The organism is Pseudomonas sp. IB20, from assembly GCF_009707325.1.
Lineage (GTDB): Bacteria > Pseudomonadota > Gammaproteobacteria > Pseudomonadales > Pseudomonadaceae > Aquipseudomonas.
This window is the reverse complement of sequence record NZ_CP046103.1, coordinates 4114307-4132870: the sequence shown is the minus strand read 5'-3', so window position 1 is coordinate 4132870 and position 18564 is coordinate 4114307. Positions and strand designations below refer to the sequence as shown.

The following is an 18564-nucleotide window of genomic DNA, read 5'->3' as shown; positions in this document are numbered from 1 at the left end:
GACTGGGCCATGGGGCCACAGTCGCCTTTATCCTTGCGGGGGAAGTGTTTACTGCACTTCTACCGCCAGGCTTTCACTGATCTTTTTCTGCCAGATGGCAGGACCGGTGATATGGACGGATTCGCCCTTGCTGTCCACCGCAACGGTGACCGGCATGTCTTTCACGTCGAACTCGTAGATCGCTTCCATGCCCAGTTCGGCGAAAGCCACCACGCGCGACTTCTTAATGGCTTGCGCCACCAGGTAAGCGGCGCCGCCCACAGCCATCAGGTACACGGCTTTGTGGTCTTTGATCGCTTCGATCGCAGTCGGGCCGCGCTCGGATTTGCCGATCATGCCCAACAGGCCGGTTTGCTCGAGGATCTGGCGGGTGAACTTGTCCATCCGCGTGGCGGTGGTTGGGCCAGCCGGGCCAACCACTTCTTCGCGCACTGGATCAACCGGGCCGACGTAGTAGATGAAGCGACCCTTGAGGTCCACCGGCAGGGTTTCGCCCTTGTTCAGCATCTCGACCATGCGCTTGTGCGCCGCGTCGCGACCGGTGAGCATCTTGCCGTTGAGCAGCACGGTTTCGCCCGGCTTCCAGCTCTGCACGTCTTCCGGGGTCAGGGTGTCGAGGTTGACGCGACGGGCCGACGGGCCGGCTTCCCAGACGATTTCCGGGTAGGCGTCCAGCGATGGCGCTTCCAGCGACGCAGGGCCCGAACCGTCGAGCACGAAGTGCGCGTGACGGGTGGCGGCGCAGTTGGGGATCATGCACACCGGCAGCGAGGCTGCGTGGGTCGGGTAGTCCATGATTTTCACGTCGAGCACGGTGGTCAGGCCACCCAGGCCCTGGGCGCCGATGCCCAGTTGGTTGACCTTCTCGAACAGCTCCAGGCGCATCTCTTCGATACGGTTGGACGGGCCGCGCTTTTTCAGCTCGTGAATGTCGATGGATTCCATCAACACTTCCTTGGCCATCACGGCGGCTTTCTCGGCGGTGCCGCCGATACCGATGCCGAGCATGCCCGGTGGGCACCAGCCGGCGCCCATGGTCGGAACGGTCTTGAGCACCCAGTCGACGATCGAGTCGGAAGGGTTGAGCATGGCCATTTTCGACTTGTTCTCGGAGCCGCCGCCCTTGGCCGCCACGTCCACTTCCACGGTGTTACCCGGGACGATGGAGTAGTGGATCACGGCCGGGGTGTTGTCCTTGGTGTTTTTGCGCGCGCCTGCCGGGTCGGCGAGGATCGATGCACGCAGGACGTTTTCCGGCAGGTTGTAAGCCTGGCGCACGCCCTGGTTGATCATGTCGTCCAGGCTCATGGTGGCGCCGTCCCAGCGTACATCCATGCCCACGCGCACGAACACGGTAACGATACCGGTGTCCTGGCAGATCGGGCGATGGCCGGTGGCGCACATGCGCGAGTTGATCAGGATCTGCGCGATGGAGTCACGGGCTGCCGGCGACTCTTCGCGCAGGTAGGCTTCGTGCATCGCTTGGATGAAGTCAACGGGGTGGTAGTAGGAAATGAATTGCAGGGCGTCGGCAACGCTCTGAATCAGGTCGTCTTGCTTGATCACGGTCATGAGTCGCGCTCCTCTATAAGGGAACATTCAATAAAGGTGGCTCAGTGGGGTACATCGGTCGGCTGAGTCCACCTTTCCAAGGCACGCCGTATGGTGCAGGCGCGACGCTAAAAAGGCGCGGCAGTATAACCCGGCGCGGTGGCCGATACACCCGACTATGGTCAAACTCTGTCGGGCATGATTTCCTGTACGCGGCCCTTCTGATTGAGACCTTATATGCCTGAACTGCACGTCGGCGAACGCCACTGGTCGGTAGCCACCGGCAGTAACCTGTTGGATGCCTTGAATCAGGCGGGTGTGGCCGTGCCTTACAGTTGCCGGGCAGGCAGTTGCCATGCCTGCCTGGTGCGCTGCCTGGGTGAGGTTGAGGACAAGCAACCTGACGCCCTGAGCCCGGCGCAACGCCAGGACGGCTGGCGCTTGGCCTGCCAGTGCCAGGTCAGCGGGGATCTTCAGGTCGAAACGTTTGACCCGTTGCGTGACGGTTTGCCGGCTCAGGTCGTGGGTGTCGATTGGTTGAGCGCGGCGGTGCTGCGCCTGCGTCTGCAACCGGAACGCGGCCTGCGTTACCGGGCCGGGCAGCGCTTGGTGGTGTGGGCGGGGCAGGTGGCACGCCCCTACTCGTTGGCGAGCGTGCCCCAGGAAGATACCTTCCTGGAATTTCATCTCGATTGCCGTCAACCCGGTGAATTCAGCGATATTGCCCGTCAGTTGCAAGTGGGCGACCGCCTGCGACTGGGCGAGTTGAGAGGCGGGGCGCTGCACTATGACCCCGATTGGCAATTGCGGCCGCTCTGGCTTCTGGCCTATGGCACGGGGCTTGGGCCGTTATGGGGCGTGTTGCGTGAGGCGTTGCGCCAGGATCACCAGGGCGCCATTCGCGTGATTCACCTGGCCCATGATGCCGACGCGCATTACTTGGCCGAGCCCCTGGCGCAGTTGGCTGCGCAGCACCCGAACCTGACCGTGGAGCTGTGGACGGCGGCTGAGTTAACCCAGGCATTGGCGCAACTGCGGCTTGTTTCGCGGCAAACTCTGGCTTTACTCTGCGGGCACCCTGCCAGCGTCGAGGCGTTTTCCAAGCGCCTGTTCCTGGCGGGTTTGCCGCGTAATCAACTGCTGGCCGATGTGTTTTTGCCCCGTGGTTGAGCGCTGAATTCTACAGCCGCGAGATTCACCATGACCGACGCGATCCTGCTGCAACGTGAACGCGGGCTGCTGACCTTGCAGCTCAACCGCCCCGACAAGAAAAACGCCCTGACCCGGACCATGTACACGCAATTGGCCCAGGCGCTGGAGCAGGCTGATGCGGACGAAGGCGTCCGCGCCGTGTTGATCCAGGGCAGCAGCGACTGTTTCACTGCCGGCAACGACATTGCCGACTTCCTTGAGCAACCACCCAGCGACCTCGATAGCCCACCGTTCCACTTTATGAAAAGCCTGCTCAATTGCCGTAAACCGGTGATCGCCGCCGTGGCCGGTGCGGCCGTTGGCATTGGTACAACGCTGTTGCTGCATTGCGACCTGGTTTATATCAGTCGCGATGCACGCTTGCGCATGCCGTTCGTCAACTTGGGATTGTGCCCGGAGTTTGGTTCCAGCCTGATCCTGCCGCGGCTGTTGGGGCATGCGAAAGCGGCTGAACTGTTGCTGTTGGGGGACGGTTTTACCGGCGAGCAGGCGGCGGCATGGGGCATTGCCACCGAGGCACTGGGCAGTGGTGAGGCGGCCTTAGCCAAGGCGCGGGAAGTGGCTGAGCGTTTTGAAACGTTGGCGCCCGCAGCGGTGCAGGTGACCAAACAATTGATGAGGGGTGTTGATCGGGAGCAGTTGCGGCGGGTGATTGAGGAGGAGGGGGCGTTGTTTGTCCAGCGGCTGAAATCACCGGAGGCGATAGCGGCGTTGTCGGCATTTAATGCTCGGCGATGAATGTGCGTTGATGGGGCGGACCTCATCGAGGGCAAGCCATGGGTATCTAGCACGAACTCAACCCATAAAAAGATGTGTAGATACCCATGCCGCGATGAGGCCCTCTCATTCAACAAATCCTCAGGCCTTTAAATGCAAAAAGCCCCGCCATTCACATGGCGGGGCTTTTGTTTTTCAGCGTGTCACTCAGACCATTGGGTCGCCAACGTGCAGGATCTTCATGCCGTTGGTGCCGCCGATGGTGTTGTAGCTGTCGCCCTTGGTCAGGATGACCCAGTCGCCTTTCTCCACCACGCCGCGCTTGATCAGCTCGTCGATGGCCGCCTGGCTGACTTCGTGCGGTGGCAACGAAGCCGGGTCGAACGGTACGGTGTACACACCACGGAACATGGCCGCGCGGGCCTGGGTTTCGCGGTGCGGGGAGAACGCGTAGATCGGGATCGAGGAGCGGATGCGCGACATGATCAACGGCGTGTAGCCACTTTCGGTCAAGGCGATGATCGCTTTAACGCCCGGGAAGTGGTTGGCGGTGTACATGGCGGCCAAGGCGATGCTCTGGTCGCAGCTTTCAAACACTTTGCCCATGCGGTGGCTGGAGGTCTTGCTGGTCGGGTGCTTTTCGGCACCGACGCAGATACGCGCCATGGCCTGGACGGCTTCCAGCGGGTACGGGCCGGCAGCACTCTCAGCCGAGAGCATCACGGCGTCGGTGTAGTCGAGCACGGCGTTGGCCACGTCGGACACTTCGGCACGGGTCGGCATCGGGTTCTGAATCATCGACTCCATCATCTGGGTCGCCACGATCACCGCTTTGTTGTGGCGGCGTGCGTGCAGGATGATCTTCTTCTGGATACCGATCAGCTCGGCGTCACCGATTTCCACGCCCAGGTCGCCACGGGCAACCATCACAGCGTCGGACGCCTTGATCAGGGCGTCGAGGGTTTCGTCATCGGCCACGGCTTCGGCACGTTCGATCTTCGCCACCAGCCAGGCAGTACCGCCGGCTTCGTCGCGCAGCTTACGGGCGTATTCCATGTCGGCAGCGTCGCGCGGGAAGGACACGGCGAGGTAGTCCACTTCCATTTCTGCGGCGAGCTTGATGTCGGCCTTGTCTTTTTCAGTCAGGGCCGGCGCTGTGAGGCCACCGCCGCGACGGTTGATGCCTTTGTGGTCGGACAGCGGGCCACCGATGATCACGGTGCAGTTCAGCTCTGTCGAGGTGGCAGTGTCGACGCGCATGACCACACGGCCGTCGTCCAGCAGCAGTTCGTCGCCGACGCCGCAGTCTTTGACCAGGTCCGGGTAGTCGATACCCACGACGTCCTGGTTGCCTTCGGTCAGCGAATGGCTGGTGGAGAAGGTGAACTTGTCACCGATCTTCAGCTCGATCCGCTTGTTGGCGAATTTGGCGATACGGATTTTCGGGCCTTGCAGGTCACCCAGCAGTGCCACGAAGCGGCCGTGCTTGGCGGCCAGGTCACGCACCAGCTTGGCGCGAGCCTTGTGCTCGTCCGGGGTGCCGTGGGAGAAGTTCAGACGGGCAACGTCCAAACCAGCCAGAATCAGCTGTTCGAGGACTTCCGGCGAGTTACTGGCCGGGCCAAGGGTGGCGACGATTTTGGTACGACGGACGGACATGCACAGACTCCTGAGTTCAAGCGCTGGGCAAGGCTACTATGCTCTTTCGTTGTAGTCATTGTTCGTTTGCACTACTTATCGACGATTGGCTTGTTTTTGCAGCGGTCGAATTGACCAACATCCTTGAAGATTTTCGACGAAGGGTCGATACACTGCTCAAGACAGGAGAACCCCCATGCGAATTTTGCTCGTTGCTGCCTTGGCCGTCAGTGTTGTCGGCTGTACCCGCTGGTCGATGGACCACCATTTGAACAACGCTTACCGTGCCTATGGGGTGGGTGATTGCGAGCGTGTCACCCTGGAGTTATCCCAGGTCGACCGCGAGAGCCGTACCCGTCGTTATGTGCAACCGGAGGTCTCGATGTTGCGCGGGCAATGCCTGGAACGGCAAAAGTTGTTTGTTGATGCCGTACAAACCTACCAGTTCATCATCAACCAGTACCCTTCAAGCGAGTACGCTTACCGTGCCCGTGCCAGGCTAGACACCCTGCAGCAGTTGGGGCATTACCCCGGCGCCAGTGCCGCAAAGCCCCGTCCAGCGTCTTTGTGATGATATTTATCACGCGGTAGCTCGCTCGTCGCCAGTCTTGGGCTATCCTTTGAGTGTTCGTTTGTACAAGTTTCTATTCAAACGAAGGCAAGGCCCGGATCCGGCAGCTGTTTAGTGACTGAAGCGATGTGTTGTCACACCGAGATCCAGGGAGAGCGAGCCGTTGGCTTGTTCCGAATCACTGGCACGGCCACAAAACATGGCCATTGGATGGCGAACTCACATGTTTACGCACCGACGGATTGAGCGGCACCAGTTACATAGCTTCCTGCAGGTGTTCAATCGTCTTACAGACAAGCCTATTGGTTTTTTGGGCAATGTTTCTGAAGACGGGCTGATGTTGATCAGCCAATTACCCATGATGGTCGACGTGGACTTCGAGCTGCGCTTGAAAGTCCCTGGACCCGACGGCGAGTTCCAGGCAATCGACCTCACGGCGACCTGCTTGTGGAGCCATGAAGATATCAATCCTCAGCATTACGACTCGGGGTTTAGCGTGATTCAGGCGTGCGATGAGTACGCCCAACTGATCAAAGCCTTGCTGAATTACTTCAGTTTCGATCCATTACAGGCATCCGCCTAGACGCTGCACAGTGTCGGCCTGGTTCGGGCGTGTTACTCAAACGCGGTCGCACGCTCGCCACACAGCACTTTTACCAGGGTGCTTGTTCCAGAAGGCGGCGTTTCATAAGGCCCGCTTGTATCCAATACAGACAAGCCATGCGCGCTCAGACGGTCGTGGAGTTCGTTTCGCGTGTTGAGGTAGTCCACCGTGCCGCTATAAATCAACGCCTCGGGAAGGGTTTGCACGGGTGCCTGGCGCAGCTGATCAAGCACTTCCTCGCGCAGGCTGGCTACCAATACGCGGTGCTGTCGGCTGATACGCTTGACCGCGGTCATCAATGCCTCATCGTCCTCGTCGCGCAGATTAGTGACTACGATCACCAGCGCCCTGCGCTTTTGCCGGGCCAGCAATTGGCTGGCGGCCGCCTGGTAGTCGGCTGTTCGCCGGGTGGTATCCAAGTCGTATACCGCGTTGAGCAGCAGGTTCAACTGGCCACTGCCCTTAACCGGGGCCAGAAAGCGCGACTGGTCACCGGCAAAAGTGCACAGGCCCACGGCATCGCCCTGGCGCAACGCCACATAGCTGAGCAGCAGGCAGGCGTTGAGCGCGTGGTCGAAGTGCGATAACTCATCATCCTGACTGCGCATGCGCCGACCGCAATCAAGCATGAACACAATTTGCTGGTCGCGCTCATCCTGGTATTCCCGGGCGATCGGTGTGCGTTGCCGTGCGGTGGCCTTCCAGTCGATCTGACGCAGGCTGTCACCTTCGCGAAACTCGCGCAGTTGATGGAACTCCAGACCCAATCCCCTTCGCTGGCGTTGTTGCACACCGAGTTGACTCAGCCAGTTATCCACACCCAGCAATTGTGCACCGTACAAGCGGGCGAAGTCCGGGTAGACGCGGGTCGAATCTTCAATCTCAATAAAACGTCGTGCCGACCACAGCCCAAAGGGGCTGGGCAGGTGAACTTCACAGCGGCTAAACCGGAAGAGTCCACGGCGCAAAGGGCGCAGTCGGTAGCCCAGCTCGCTGCGTTCACCGGGGCGCAGTTCGATGCTCTGCGGCAGGTTTTCCATGCTCAGGCCGTCTGGGACGTGATCGAACACCTCTACGGTGAGTGGCTGCGGGTAGTTGTGGGTCAGGGTCAGTCGAGCGTCCCCCCAGCGGCCGAGCGCCAGGCTGCCGGGCATTTGCCGTTGCACCTGCACAGAAGGGCGACGACGCAGGCGTGCAGCGTCCAACAGCGCCAGCAGCAACAGCGCCAGCAACAGTCCCCAGGCGATCGAGTGCACCGTGTCGGGCACATTGAGCTGCAACGCCGCAGCACCGCCGAGCAGGATGTTCAGGCCCAGCAGCACACCCAGCCAGCTTAACAACAGTCGAGTCGGCTTCATGGGCGCGTCACTGCCGGGGCGCCGGAATCTGGTCCAGCAGTTGCTTGAGCACTTGGTCTACCTCAAGGCCGTCGATATCCAGCTCCGGTGCAATACGCACTCGATGACGCAGTACCGCCAGGGCACACCCTTTGATGTCGTCCGGGGTGACGAACTCACCGCCGCGCAACAAAGCCCGCGCCCGGGCACCACGGACCAGGGCGATGGAGGCCCGAGGGCCGGCGCCGATGGCCAGCCCTGGCCAGGTACGGGTCGCTCGTGCCAGGCGCACGGCGTAGTCGAGTACTTGCTCATCCAGGGCCAGCTCACTGGCGATCTGCTGCAGTTGCAACACGTCCTCGGCCTGCAGCACGGTGCGCAGTGGTTGCACATCAAGCATGTCCGCCCTGGACGAGCGGGTCACTTCACGCACCATGTCGAGCTCCTGCTGGGCTTCGGGGTAGTCCATGCGCACCTTGAGCATGAACCGGTCCAGTTCGGCCTCGGGCAGGGGATAGGTGCCTTCCTGTTCGATGGGGTTCTGGGTCGCCAGCACCATGAAGGGTTGGCCGATGGGCAGCGCCTCGCCTTCGAGCGTGACCTGGCGCTCCTGCATGGCTTCGAGCAGGGCGGCCTGGGTTTTCGCCGGGGCACGGTTGATTTCGTCGGCCAGCAACAGGTGAGTGAACAGTGGCCCTTTGCGCAACTTGAACTGCTCGGTATGCAGGTCGTACACCGCGTGGCCGGTGACATCGCTGGGCATCAGGTCCGGCGTGAACTGGATACGCGCGAAGTCGCCACCGAAACAACGGGCCAAGGCCCGTACCAGCAAAGTCTTGCCCAGACCTGGTACGCCTTCGAGCAGGACGTGGCCGCCTGCGATCAATGCGGTGAGTACATCGTCAATCACCTGGTCCTGGCCAATCACCGCCTTACGCAGTTCCACGCGCAGGGCTTGTGCCTGCTGGCTGGCGTGTTGAAGGCTTTCGGTGGTGGGGGCCGTGGCTGCTGGGAAATCGCTCATAGGGCATTCCTGAGAGTTTGCAGGCACGCCACCTGACGGCTGAAATCGGCGCTGGTGAGCCGTTTTGCCGGGAGTGGGCCGAGGGCCTGACTGATGATGTGGGAGGGTTGGCGCGTCAGGCGTTCAAGTACCTGCCACTGGTCAGCGGTGTCGAGGTGTTCAAAGCCTGGGTGACGCCGCCTTGCCGCGCGTTGGACGTCACGCTGCAAGGCTTGCAAGAGCGGGCCTTGGCCACTGCGGCGCAGCAGGAAGTCGGCGCTGGCCTTCAAGTGTTCCTGCAACTGTCGGCGTGCCTTGGGTGCCGGAGCCTGGACCGGCCCCTGGCGCATTCCGGCGTGCCACAACGCCAGGGCAATCAGCGCTACAAGCGCCACCAGCGCCTGGGGGAAATTGCGCACCAACAAGGTCAGCAGGTTGTCCACGTCGCTGTTGAACAGCAACGTCACGTCAGTGCCCTGGTTGAGGTACCACAGCAGCCAGGCGTTATCGTGTTTGCCGATGGCTGGGGTTTTCCACAGGTCGCTGTCGGTCACCACCGTCACGGTGCCGTGCCCGAGGTCGCGTTGCATCAGGTGGCTGGACTTGGCGCTGTTGGCGGAAAACTGCGCCAGGTGCTTGGGGTCGGAGAGGTTGAAGGCGGTATCGAAGCTGAAATAGGCCGGTGCGGTTTCATTGTCGACATAGAGCTTGGTCAGGTCCGGCGCTTTCTTTTTGCGCGGGGACGCAGGTTCGTCAATGTCGTCACTTATGAGCTGGTGGATGTTTAAACGATCGAGCAGTAAGTCGCCGCTTTTGCCCGTTTCTTCATCCCACAACGCTTCGGCGACTACCAGCAGATGGCCACCGGACTTCGCCCAGTCCAACAGTTGATCCACCTGGCGTGGGGTCATGTTGCTGCGCTCGCCCAGCAGTAACAGGCTATTGCCTTTGGGAGGAAGGTCGGCAAGTCGTTTTAGGCTATTGGCGTGCTCAACTACGAGGCCTTGCTTGCGCAGAAAGTATTCCGCTGCCAGATAAGGATTCTGACGGGCGTGCGGCGATGGACCACGGTCTACCACCTCGTCATAAGGGATTGCCTTGTGCCAGGCATAAAACGCCCCGGCGCCCAGCAGGCACGCCAGCAGTAACCCGACCCACACTAATGGCCGGTTCATTGGGCGGCTCCCGAGTTGAATAACGCACGCCAATCGTTGCAGAGTTTCTGCTGGGCAGAGGCCGTAGGCACATGGTGACCATAGGCGAGGCTCTGCCAATGCCGGGTCAATTCATCACTGAACGCCAGTAGATGTGGTTGTTGCAGTTGGTGAACCCGCTCCAGGACCTGGCCTTCGGTATCGGCGCTTTTCAGTGGCAGGTTGTAGTCATGCAGCAACCGACTGAGCAGGCCACGGTACAGGAGGCCAAGGGCTTCCCGTGGCTGAGAGGGCCATAGTTGCTCGGCGGTGCTGGCGATGTCTTCAGGTAACGTCTCTAGACCCAGGTCCAGTCCGAACAATTGCGCCGGTGCCGGTTTGGCGATTTTGGGGCTGCGGCTCGGGCGCAGGCTGACAAAGGCGCGCAGCCAGTCACGGTAGCGCCAGACCAGCAGGGCCAAGATGGCGATCACCACGCTCCACAGGAGTACTTCCAGTCCTTGGCCGACATGCTTGAAGGTGTTGCTGTTGAGGTGGTTCAGCAGCGATTGAAGCCAGGCGGGTAATTTTCCGTCTCCGTGAACTTTGTTTTTAGGCGCAGGTTTATCTTCGCCAAAACGATAACGCGTGACGGTTTCCGGGTTTTTGAAAGGCGGTTGTTCAAGCACTGTCTTTATTGATTGGGCGGCGGCTTGAGTGCTGAGCTGTTGGGTGGCGTTCGACTCGTCAGCCATGGCCGGCGGGCTGGCAGGTATCAGCAACAGCCCGACAACCAGCAGTAGCAGCGGTGCAGCGCTGCTCAGGCGTTGGCGCAAACGGCGGAATACCAACTCCAGGTCCCAGGCTTCCAGTACGGTTCGACGGTTGAGGTACAGGCTGAAACCGCAGGCAACATAGATGGGTTCCCAGAACACCAGGATCAAGGCGTAAAAGGTGTTGGTCAGGTGCTCCAGCCATAGCCATTCCGCGCCGGTTGAGAGCGCGAGGCGTTGCCAGTCCCAATCCACTTCAACCTGATCCGGGATGAAGAGATAGAACACCGCCATGCAGCCAAACCACAGGGCGATTTCCAGGTGTACACCGATGATGGTCAGCCAGCGCGCGGCACTCGCGTTGCGTTGCAGCAGCACGCCCAGGCGTTGCTGGCGTGCCTGGCCCCCCAGGCCTTCAAGTTGGCTTACCGGCAGTAAAAAACTGCGGCTGAGGCTGAGCCGACGCCAGGTCAGGCTGACCAGCAACTGGCTTTTAAGCAGTCGTGGCCAATGGCGTACGGCGTGTTTGACGCTGGGTGTCTCACCAAACAGGGCTTTGGACAGAATGTACAGCGGCAAGCGGTCGAACGCAGGCTTAAGCCACCAGAACACGAATAGTGCGACAGAGGGGTGTTCCCAGAGCAATACGCTGAGCAAAGCAAACACCGGCAAGCTCACCAGCGCCCAACTGCTCATCAGCAGCAGGCGATGTTCCCGAGCCATTAATACGCCAAGGTCCATGGCTTCCCAGGTGGTACGTGGGCGAATCACCACACTGGCATCACTCAGGCGCATGGCGAGTCCGTCCAGCGAAAATAAGGTAAGCGGCCACCAGCAACCAAAGCGCAGCGCCAACGAGGTATTTGGCCCAAGGGGCAATGGAGGTGGTGGAAGACCAGTAGGCTTCAATAAACGCGGCAATCAGCAGGAACACCATAACGCCGCAGAGCATCTGCACGCTTTTACGGGCCGCCAGCCGTAGGGATTCGCTGCGAGCCAGCGACCCCGGAGCGATCAGCGCCCAGCCCAATTGCAAGCCCGCCGCGCCAGCCAGGGCGATGGCACTCAGCTCGAATGCACCGTGGCCGATGACAAATGACCAGAAGGTCTGGCCGTAGCCAATTTCGGTCAGGTGCCCGGAGACGGCCCCGATGATCAAGCCGTTGAAAATCAGAAAAAACACGCTGCCCAGGCCAAACAGCAGGCCGGCGGCAAAGGTCTGGAAGGCGATGCCGATGTTGTGCATCACGTAGTAGCCAAACATCATCCAGTCTTCGCTGGAGGCGCGTTCGGCGGCGCGGCCCAAGCGGCTGGCATCCGGGTCGTACATGCTTTGCATTTCTGCCACCTGCTGGGGGCTGACGATGCTGTAGATCAGGTCTGGAAACAGGTAGACCAGCAGCGCTATGCCCACCAGGCTGCCAAAGAACAGCAGGCTGGCGATCAGCACGAAACGCCACTGCTCACGTACCAGTCGCGGGAAGTCGGCCAGAATGAAGGCCAATACGTTGGCCCCCAGTTGGCTGCGGTGGCGATATAACTGTTGGTGGCCACGCAGGGCCAGTTGCTGCAGCGGATCAACCAGGTAACTGCTATAGCCGCGCTCTTGGGCAAGGGCCAGGTGCTGGCACAAACGTCGATAGTGGTGGGGGAAATCAGCCACGTCACGGGTCTTGGCTTTACCTTGCTCCAACTGTTTCAGTTGCTCGTCAAAGGCTTGCCATTGGGCTTGGTGACGGCTTTCGAACTGGCTCTGTTTCATGTTGGGCCCAACAAACCACGGGCCACACCATTGAGCTGTTCCACGGCCCGCGGCGTAGACACTTGCAGGGGCGCGGCGAGGATTGAGGCCAGTTCATGCACCCGCTCGCTGGACAGTTCGCCTTGGCGTTCGGCAAAGCCGAGGATGGCGCGTTGTTCGCTCAGGTCCAGGGCGAAAGGCAGGCGCAGGGCGACAGCCTGAGGAATTTGGGGGCGGGCCAGGGGCTGCTCGCGGTAGATCACCAAGGTGCCCGCAGCCAAGTCGCCGAGGCGTTTGAAATAGGGATGTTGCAGGCAACTGATGGCGCCGAGGAAGTAACCGAAGGGCAGCATATCGACAAAGCGCAGCAGGTTACGGATCAGTGATGCGGACCAACCGACCGGTGTGCCGTCGTCCTGTACCACCCGCAGGCCCATGACCTGCTTGCCGGGGGAGCAGCCCTGATTGAGCACCTCAAACAACACCATGTACCACCAACTGACCAGGAATAGCAGCAACGAGCCCAGGCCAATGCCGATATTGCCCAGCAATGCCAACGGTACGAGCAGGATGCCCATGATCAGCCCGCGCAAACCCAAGTCGAAAGCGAAGGCCAGTGCGCGTGGCAGCAGGCCGGCCGGGCGCAAGGGTAGATCGATGCCCTCCGGGGTCTCGATTTGGTAGCGGGTATCCAAAGGGGTTGATGGCATTGCGATCCTTGGCAGTGCAGAGCGGCTGGGAGACTCGGATGCTAGCAGTGTCGACGATGGAAGCAACCTTTCCAGGTTTTACTGGATATTTGTACAGGTAGGTATCGCTGGCCCCGGACGCCTTGCAGCGCCTAGACTTTGTCGACCTCCAGTACAGGAACAGCCCGTGACCTCTATTTTCTGGTACGACTATGAAACCACCGGCATTAACCCGCGCAGCGATCGCCCGCTGCAGGTCGCCGGTATTCGTACCGACCTCGAACTCAACGAGGTCGGCCCGCCGGTCAATCTTTATTGCCAGCCCAGTGACGATATCCTGCCTCACCCGGTCGCCTGCGCGATCACCGGTATCACCCCCGGTATCCTGGCGGAAAAGGGCTTGGCCGAAGCTGATTTCATGACCCGAGTGCATGCCGAGTTGGCTGCGCCAGGTACCTGTGGCGCCGGTTACAACACCCTGCGATTTGATGATGAAATGACGCGTTACAGCCTGTACCGCAACTTTTTTGACCCCTACGCCCGCGAGTGGCAGGGCGGTAACAGTCGTTGGGATTTGATCGATGTCGTGCGCACGGCCTACGCGCTGCGCCCGGAAGGTATTGAGTGGCCTGAGCAGGATGGGCGCGTGACGCTCAAGCTTGAGCGCTTGACCGAGGCCAACGGCATTGATCATGGCCAGGCCCACGATGCCCTGTCGGACGTGCGTGCCACGATTGCCTTGGCGCGCCTGGTCCGTGAGAAACAGCCCAAGTTATATGAATGGCTGTTTCAGCTGCGCAGCAAGCAGCGAGTGATGGATCAGGTGCGGCTGCTGCAACCCATGGTGCATATTTCTGGGCGCTTTTCCGCTGAGCGTCATTACTTGGGCGTGGTACTGCCTCTGGCCTGGCACCCGCGCAATCGTAATGCGTTGATTGTCTGTGACCTTGGGCTCGACCCGCAGGGTTTGCTGGACCTGGACGCCGATACTTTGCGCCGGCGCCTCTACACGCGCCGTGATGAGCTGGCGGAAGGGGAGCTGCCAGTGCCGCTCAAGTTGTTGCATATCAACCGCTGCCCGGTGGTTGCCCCATTGAATGTGCTGCGGGCTCAGGACCGTGAGCGACTTCAGTTGGATATGCAGGTGTGTCAGGCGCGGGCGGTGCGACTAACTGACGCACAGGAAGTTTGGCGCGATAAGTTGGCGGCCATTTACGCCGAGGACGACTTTGCGCCGAGTTCAGACCCGGAGCAACAGCTCTATGATGGTTTTATTGGCGACCGCGACCGTCGTTTATGTGAACAAGTCCGGGCGGCTGAGCCTGCTCATCTGGCACATCAGCAGTGGCCTTTTGATGATCATCGTTTGCCGGAATTATTATTCCGCTACCGCGCGCGTAACTTCCCGGACACCTTGAACATCGAGGAGCAACAGCGCTGGAAACTTTTTTGCCAGCAACGGTTGTCGGCGCCGGAATGGGGGGCGCCCAATACCCTCTCGGCATTTAAACGGGCGCGGGAAGAGTTGGCTGTTACTGCCACATCGTTTCAGTGCCAGGTCGTGGATCAATGGCAGGAATATGCCGACTCTTTAGCCGCTCGCCTGAATCTGTAGGCCGGTAATTGCAGATTATTCGGACAATAAAAAAACGCCAGCAAGCTGGCGTTTTATTGTGCTGCATATCAGGCGAGTGCCCGACCAGGCTTAGCCCAGCAGGGTAGCCCAGCCTTCAACTACGTCGCCGCCCCACTTGGCTTTCCACTCTTTCAGAGTCTTGTGGTTGCCACCTTTGGTTTCAATCACTTCGCCGTTGTGCGGGTTCTTGTATTGCTTGACCTTGCGAGCACGCTTGGTGCCGGTAGTTTTCACTGCGCCACGAGGGGCTTTAACTTTCGACTCTGGATCCAGCAGCGCGATGATGTCGCGCAGGGATTTGGAGTATTCACCCATCAGGGTGCGCAGTTTGCCTTCAAATTCCAGCTCGGTTTGCAGCTTGTCGTCTTGGGACAGGTTCTTCAAACGGGCTTGCAGCTCTTTAATAGCTTCTTCGGTGGCACGGTATTCGTTGATCAGAGACATGTGGACTACCTTATGTAGAGCGCTGATTGACAGGGTAAGTGGCCCAATAATAGTCAGGCCACTTGCGCAAGTAAACATTTAAGGATGCATTTATGTGAATTACTTTGAATGTTTGTAGCAAAGCTACGCAATCGAGTTAATTAGTAGGTGTATGCCTAAAGATAATCTCGTTTATTTTCCGATAACTGCCCGAGGTGACATTTTACGGCCATATAGCGGCTGTAAAACCTTACGCTGTTAAGGGCTGTACCCAGGGCGCGGGGACAGAATAAGGTGCAAGGAATACTGCAGTTTTTCTGCGTAATCGATAGAATGGCGGCCTTTGCGAAGTTCTGGAGTTTCCCCCTAATGCGCACTTTTCGGCTGGTGATCGCTTGCCCGGACCGGGTTGGCATCGTTGCCAAAGTCAGTAACTTTCTGGCCTCCCACAACGGCTGGATCACCGAGGCGAGCCATCACTCGGACGATCTCAGCGGTTGGTTTTTCATGCGTCACGAAATTCGTGCCGACACGCTGCCCTTTGGTCTTGAAGCCTTTCGTGAAGCGTTCGCGCCGATCGCCGAAGAGTTTTCGATGACCTGGCACATCACCGACACCGAGCAGAAAAAACGCGTTGTGCTGATGGCCAGCCGTGAATCGCACTGCCTGGCCGACCTGCTGCACCGCTGGCACAGTGATGAGCTGGACTGCGAGATCGCCTGTGTCATTTCCAACCATGACGACCTGCGCAGCATGGTCGAGTGGCATGGCATTCCTTACTACCATGTGCCGGTCAACCCGCAGGACAAGGAGCCGGCGTTTGCCGAGGTTTCCCGTCTGGTGAAGCAGCACGACGCTGACGTGGTAGTGCTGGCGCGCTACATGCAAATCCTGCCGCCGGAACTGTGCCGTGAGTACGCCGGTAAGGTGATCAACATTCACCATAGCTTCCTGCCATCGTTCGTCGGTGCCAAGCCTTACCACCAAGCCTCCCTGCGTGGCGTGAAGCTGATTGGCGCAACCTGCCACTACGTTACCGAGGAACTGGACGCCGGCCCGATCATCGAGCAGGACGTGGTGCGCGTCAGCCACAGCGACAGCATTGAAGACATGGTGCGTTTCGGCCGTGATGTCGAGAAGATGGTGCTGGCGCGCGGCCTGCGTTATCACTTGGAAGATCGCGTGCTGGTGCACGGCAACAAGACAGTGGTGTTCTGATAACCGCGTTTTGAACGATTGAAGAATAAAGGGCCTGGGCGTTAAATCGTCCCAGGCCCTTTTTCTTTGCCTGCCATTGAGGATTGATTGATGAGCGATCCACTCGACAAAGCCACCTCCAAAGCCCCGGCGACACTGGGGGAAGGCTGTTTGAGTCGATATGACCCGGATGACCTCGACGCCGAGGACGGCACCGAGTTTCCTGGCGCCGCCGAACTGTGGGAGCGTGAGCAGGGCCCATCCCGGACCAAGGACGAATAACGCCCGCCGCCCTGTGAGACGGCGAGCACGCGGATCAGATCCGGAAACTGCCTACCAACTGTTTCAAGCGCGCCGCCTGTTGTTCCAGGTCGGTGCAGGCGCGCAGGGTTGAATGCAGGTTTTCCACACCTTCCTGGTTGAGGGTGTTGATCTCGGTGATGTCCATGTTGATCGACTCCACCACCGAGGTTTGTTCCTCGGTGGCGGTGGCCACGGACTGGTTCATGCCGTCGATCTCGCCGATGCGCTGGGTCACGCTGTTCAGGCGCTCGCCGGCCAGGTTGGCGATTTCCAAGCTGTCCTGGCTGTGGCGCTGGCTTTCACTCATGGTGCTGACCGAATCTCTGGCGCCGACTTGCAACTCCTCGATCATCTTTTGCACTTGTTGCGCCGACTCTTGCGTGCGATGCGCCAAGTTGCGCACTTCATCGGCCACGACCGCAAACCCGCGCCCGGCTTCCCCGGCACGTGCTGCTTCGATGGCGGCGTTAAGCGCGAGCAGGTTGGTTTGCTGGGAGATGCTGGTGATCACTTCCAGAATCTGCCCGATATTCACGGTCTTGCTGTTCAGCGCTTCGATATTGCTGCTGGACGCGCTGATCATCGCGGACAGTTGGGTCATCGCCTTGATATTACGATCGACCACCTGTTGACCGTCTTCGGCCAAGTGCCGCGCGTCGCTGGCCTGGTTGGAGGCTTGTGCGGCGTTACGCGCAATTTCCTGGGCCGCAGCGCCCAGCTCGTTGATGGCCGCTGCGACGCTATTAGTGCGGTTGGCCTGCTCATCGGAATTCACCATCGACGAGTTGGAGGCGCTGACCACGCGTAAAGCGACTTCGTTTACTTGCTCGGTGGCCGAGGACACTTCGCGAATCGATGTATGAATCCGCTCCACGAATCGATTGAAGGCATTACCGAGCGTACCGAACTCGTCGTTGTTCTGGATGGTCAAGCGGCGGGTCAAGTCACCCTCGCCATCGGCGATGTCCTGCATGGCGCGGGTCATCACGTGCAGCGGTTGCAGCAGCACACGGATCAGCATGCCCAGCAGCGCAATGATGATTACCACGGCAATGATCGTGGCAATCACTGCCGAGGTGCGAAATTCGCTGAGCATGGCGAAGGATTTGTCTTTATCCACCGAAATGCCCAGGTACCAGTTCACTGACGGCAAGCCCTTGATCGGTGTGAAGGTCACGATGTTGTCCTTGCCGTTGGCCTGGACTTCGCTGAAATTACCCGTGATCTTCGGTGTGTTTTTTGGGTAGACGTCAGCCAGGGTTTTCATCACCAGGCTCTTGTCCGGGTGCACCAGCACTTTGCCGTCAGCACTGACCAGGAACGCATAACCCATGCCGCCGAAGTTCAGCGCGCCGATGTTATCCACCAGGGTTTGCAGGCTCAGGTCGCCGCCTACCACGCCGATGCTTTGGCCGGATTTGGTGCTGCTGGGAGTGGCGACGGAGATGATCAACTGGCCGGTAGCGGCGTCAATATAAGGTTCGGTCAGCGTCGAACCGTTGCTGCTCTGGGCGCCCTTGTACCAAGGGCGAACCCGCGGGTCGAAGCCGTCCGGCATCTTGGTGTCGGGACGGATGGTAAAGGCGCCTTTGCTGTCGCCCACGTAGGTGGCCATGAACGAGGAGGTCAGGGTTTTCTGCTCGAGCAGGTTGGTAATCACGGTGGGTTCAGGGTTGATAGCAATGTTTTGTGCAGCGTTTTCCACCAAGGCGATACGCCCGGTGAGCCAGGTTTGGATATTGCTGGCGGTGACATCGCCCATTTCGTGCAGGTAGTTATTGAGGTCGTCGCGAATCGCATTGCGTTGCAGGTAGTCGTTATAGAGGGTAAACAGTGCGAAAGCGGCGATGACGATAAGGGAGGCTGCAAGCAGGATTTTGTGGCTGAAACGCAGGTTCTTATTCATGGCTTGTAGGGTCCGCTAGGGTCTAAATATCCGAAGCGCGTCTTTGTGGGATGCGCAAAATGGCTGCGTCAAAAAAGGTGTGATACTGCGGGTGATAGCTCTGTGGGTCCCTCCTGTAGGAACTATGCGC

17 protein-coding genes and 1 pseudogene are annotated in these 18564 nt (G+C 59.6%); 7 read left to right on the top strand and 11 right to left on the bottom strand.

Annotated elements, in window-relative coordinates; translation table 11 throughout:
* Positions 1–48: 48 nt before the first annotated feature.
* Complete coding sequence (locus tag GJU48_RS19260; RefSeq protein ID WP_094953881.1) at positions 49–1572, bottom strand: fumarate hydratase; 1524 nt, start codon at positions 1570–1572, stop codon at positions 49–51.
* A 216-nt stretch (positions 1573–1788) separates the two neighbouring features.
* Here GJU48_RS19260 and GJU48_RS19255 point away from each other — a divergent pair, with 216 nt between their 5' ends.
* Together GJU48_RS19255 and GJU48_RS19250 are read left to right on the top strand one after the other, a co-directional pair.
* Positions 1789–2721: an iron-sulfur-binding ferredoxin reductase gene (locus tag GJU48_RS19255; protein ID WP_094953882.1), complete on the top strand. Its 933-nt coding sequence runs from the start codon at positions 1789–1791 to the stop codon at positions 2719–2721.
* 30 nt (positions 2722–2751) lie between these two features.
* Positions 2752–3501 (top strand): enoyl-CoA hydratase-related protein, encoded by a 750-nt coding sequence (locus tag GJU48_RS19250; protein WP_094953883.1) that lies wholly within the window; start codon positions 2752–2754, stop codon positions 3499–3501.
* A 186-nt stretch (positions 3502–3687) separates the two neighbouring features.
* Here the strand turns inward: GJU48_RS19250 and pyk are convergent, their stop codons facing one another.
* Entirely contained in the window at positions 3688–5139 is a 1452-nt protein-coding gene (gene pyk / locus GJU48_RS19245; protein WP_094952409.1) for a pyruvate kinase, read from the bottom strand.
* A gap of 175 nt (positions 5140–5314) precedes the next feature.
* Here pyk and GJU48_RS19240 point away from each other — a divergent pair, with 175 nt between their 5' ends.
* A complete protein-coding gene (locus tag GJU48_RS19240) occupies positions 5315–5689 on the top strand; it encodes a tetratricopeptide repeat protein (protein WP_094952410.1) in 375 nt (124 codons plus the stop codon).
* A gap of 223 nt (positions 5690–5912) precedes the next feature.
* On the top strand, positions 5913–6272 hold the full coding sequence (locus GJU48_RS19235) for a PilZ domain-containing protein (protein ID WP_094952411.1): 360 nt from the start codon (positions 5913–5915) through the stop codon (positions 6270–6272).
* Positions 6273–6304: 32 nt separating this feature from the next.
* On the opposite strand, the gene GJU48_RS19230 is transcribed toward GJU48_RS19235, so the two are convergent.
* Genes GJU48_RS19230 through GJU48_RS19205 form a run of 6 tightly spaced genes read right to left on the bottom strand, consistent with a single transcriptional unit; the run spans position 6305 to position 12990 of the window.
* Positions 6305–7651 (bottom strand): DUF58 domain-containing protein, encoded by a 1347-nt coding sequence (locus GJU48_RS19230; RefSeq protein WP_155296070.1) that lies wholly within the window; start codon positions 7649–7651, stop codon positions 6305–6307.
* A gap of 7 nt (positions 7652–7658) precedes the next feature.
* On the bottom strand, positions 7659–8654 hold the full coding sequence (locus tag GJU48_RS19225; RefSeq protein ID WP_094952413.1) for an AAA family ATPase: 996 nt from the start codon (positions 8652–8654) through the stop codon (positions 7659–7661).
* Entirely contained in the window at positions 8651–9808 is a 1158-nt protein-coding gene (locus GJU48_RS19220) for a DUF4350 domain-containing protein (protein WP_094952414.1), read from the bottom strand. Before GJU48_RS19220 ends, GJU48_RS19225 begins: the two co-directional genes overlap by 4 nt.
* Complete coding sequence (locus GJU48_RS19215; protein ID WP_094952415.1) at positions 9805–11334, bottom strand: DUF4129 domain-containing protein; 1530 nt, start codon at positions 11332–11334, stop codon at positions 9805–9807. Before GJU48_RS19215 ends, GJU48_RS19220 begins: the two co-directional genes overlap by 4 nt.
* Complete coding sequence (locus tag GJU48_RS19210) at positions 11321–12301, bottom strand: stage II sporulation protein M (RefSeq protein ID WP_094952416.1); 981 nt, start codon at positions 12299–12301, stop codon at positions 11321–11323. Before GJU48_RS19210 ends, GJU48_RS19215 begins: the two co-directional genes overlap by 14 nt.
* On the bottom strand, positions 12298–12990 hold the full coding sequence (locus GJU48_RS19205) for an RDD family protein (RefSeq protein WP_094952417.1): 693 nt from the start codon (positions 12988–12990) through the stop codon (positions 12298–12300). Before GJU48_RS19205 ends, GJU48_RS19210 begins: the two co-directional genes overlap by 4 nt.
* Positions 12991–13156: 166 nt before the next feature.
* On the opposite strand from GJU48_RS19205, the gene sbcB reads away from it, so the two are divergent.
* Positions 13157–14584, top strand: coding sequence for an exodeoxyribonuclease I (gene sbcB, locus GJU48_RS19200; RefSeq protein ID WP_094952418.1), 1428 nt, complete (start codon positions 13157–13159; stop codon positions 14582–14584).
* Positions 14585–14674: 90 nt separating this feature from the next.
* On the opposite strand, the gene mvaT is transcribed toward sbcB, so the two are convergent.
* Complete coding sequence (gene mvaT / locus GJU48_RS19195) at positions 14675–15049, bottom strand: histone-like nucleoid-structuring protein MvaT (protein WP_005790963.1); 375 nt, start codon at positions 15047–15049, stop codon at positions 14675–14677.
* 348 nt (positions 15050–15397) lie between these two features.
* Between mvaT and purU the strand changes: the two genes are divergently transcribed.
* Positions 15398–16246 carry a formyltetrahydrofolate deformylase gene (purU, locus tag GJU48_RS19190; protein WP_019821236.1) on the top strand — a complete coding sequence of 283 codons (849 nt, stop codon included), beginning with the start codon at positions 15398–15400 and terminating at the stop codon, positions 16244–16246.
* Between the two features lie 90 nt (positions 16247–16336).
* Positions 16337–16507, top strand: coding sequence for a hypothetical protein (locus GJU48_RS24970; RefSeq protein ID WP_176462980.1), 171 nt, complete (start codon positions 16337–16339; stop codon positions 16505–16507).
* A gap of 34 nt (positions 16508–16541) precedes the next feature.
* Here the strand turns inward: GJU48_RS24970 and GJU48_RS25780 are convergent, their stop codons facing one another.
* Complete coding sequence (locus GJU48_RS25780; RefSeq protein ID WP_371917702.1) at positions 16542–17306, bottom strand: methyl-accepting chemotaxis protein; 765 nt, start codon at positions 17304–17306, stop codon at positions 16542–16544.
* A 93-nt stretch (positions 17307–17399) separates the two neighbouring features.
* A pseudogene (locus tag GJU48_RS25775) lies at positions 17400–18434 on the bottom strand (HAMP domain-containing protein); the annotation flags it as partial.
* Positions 18435–18564 lie beyond the last annotated feature (130 nt).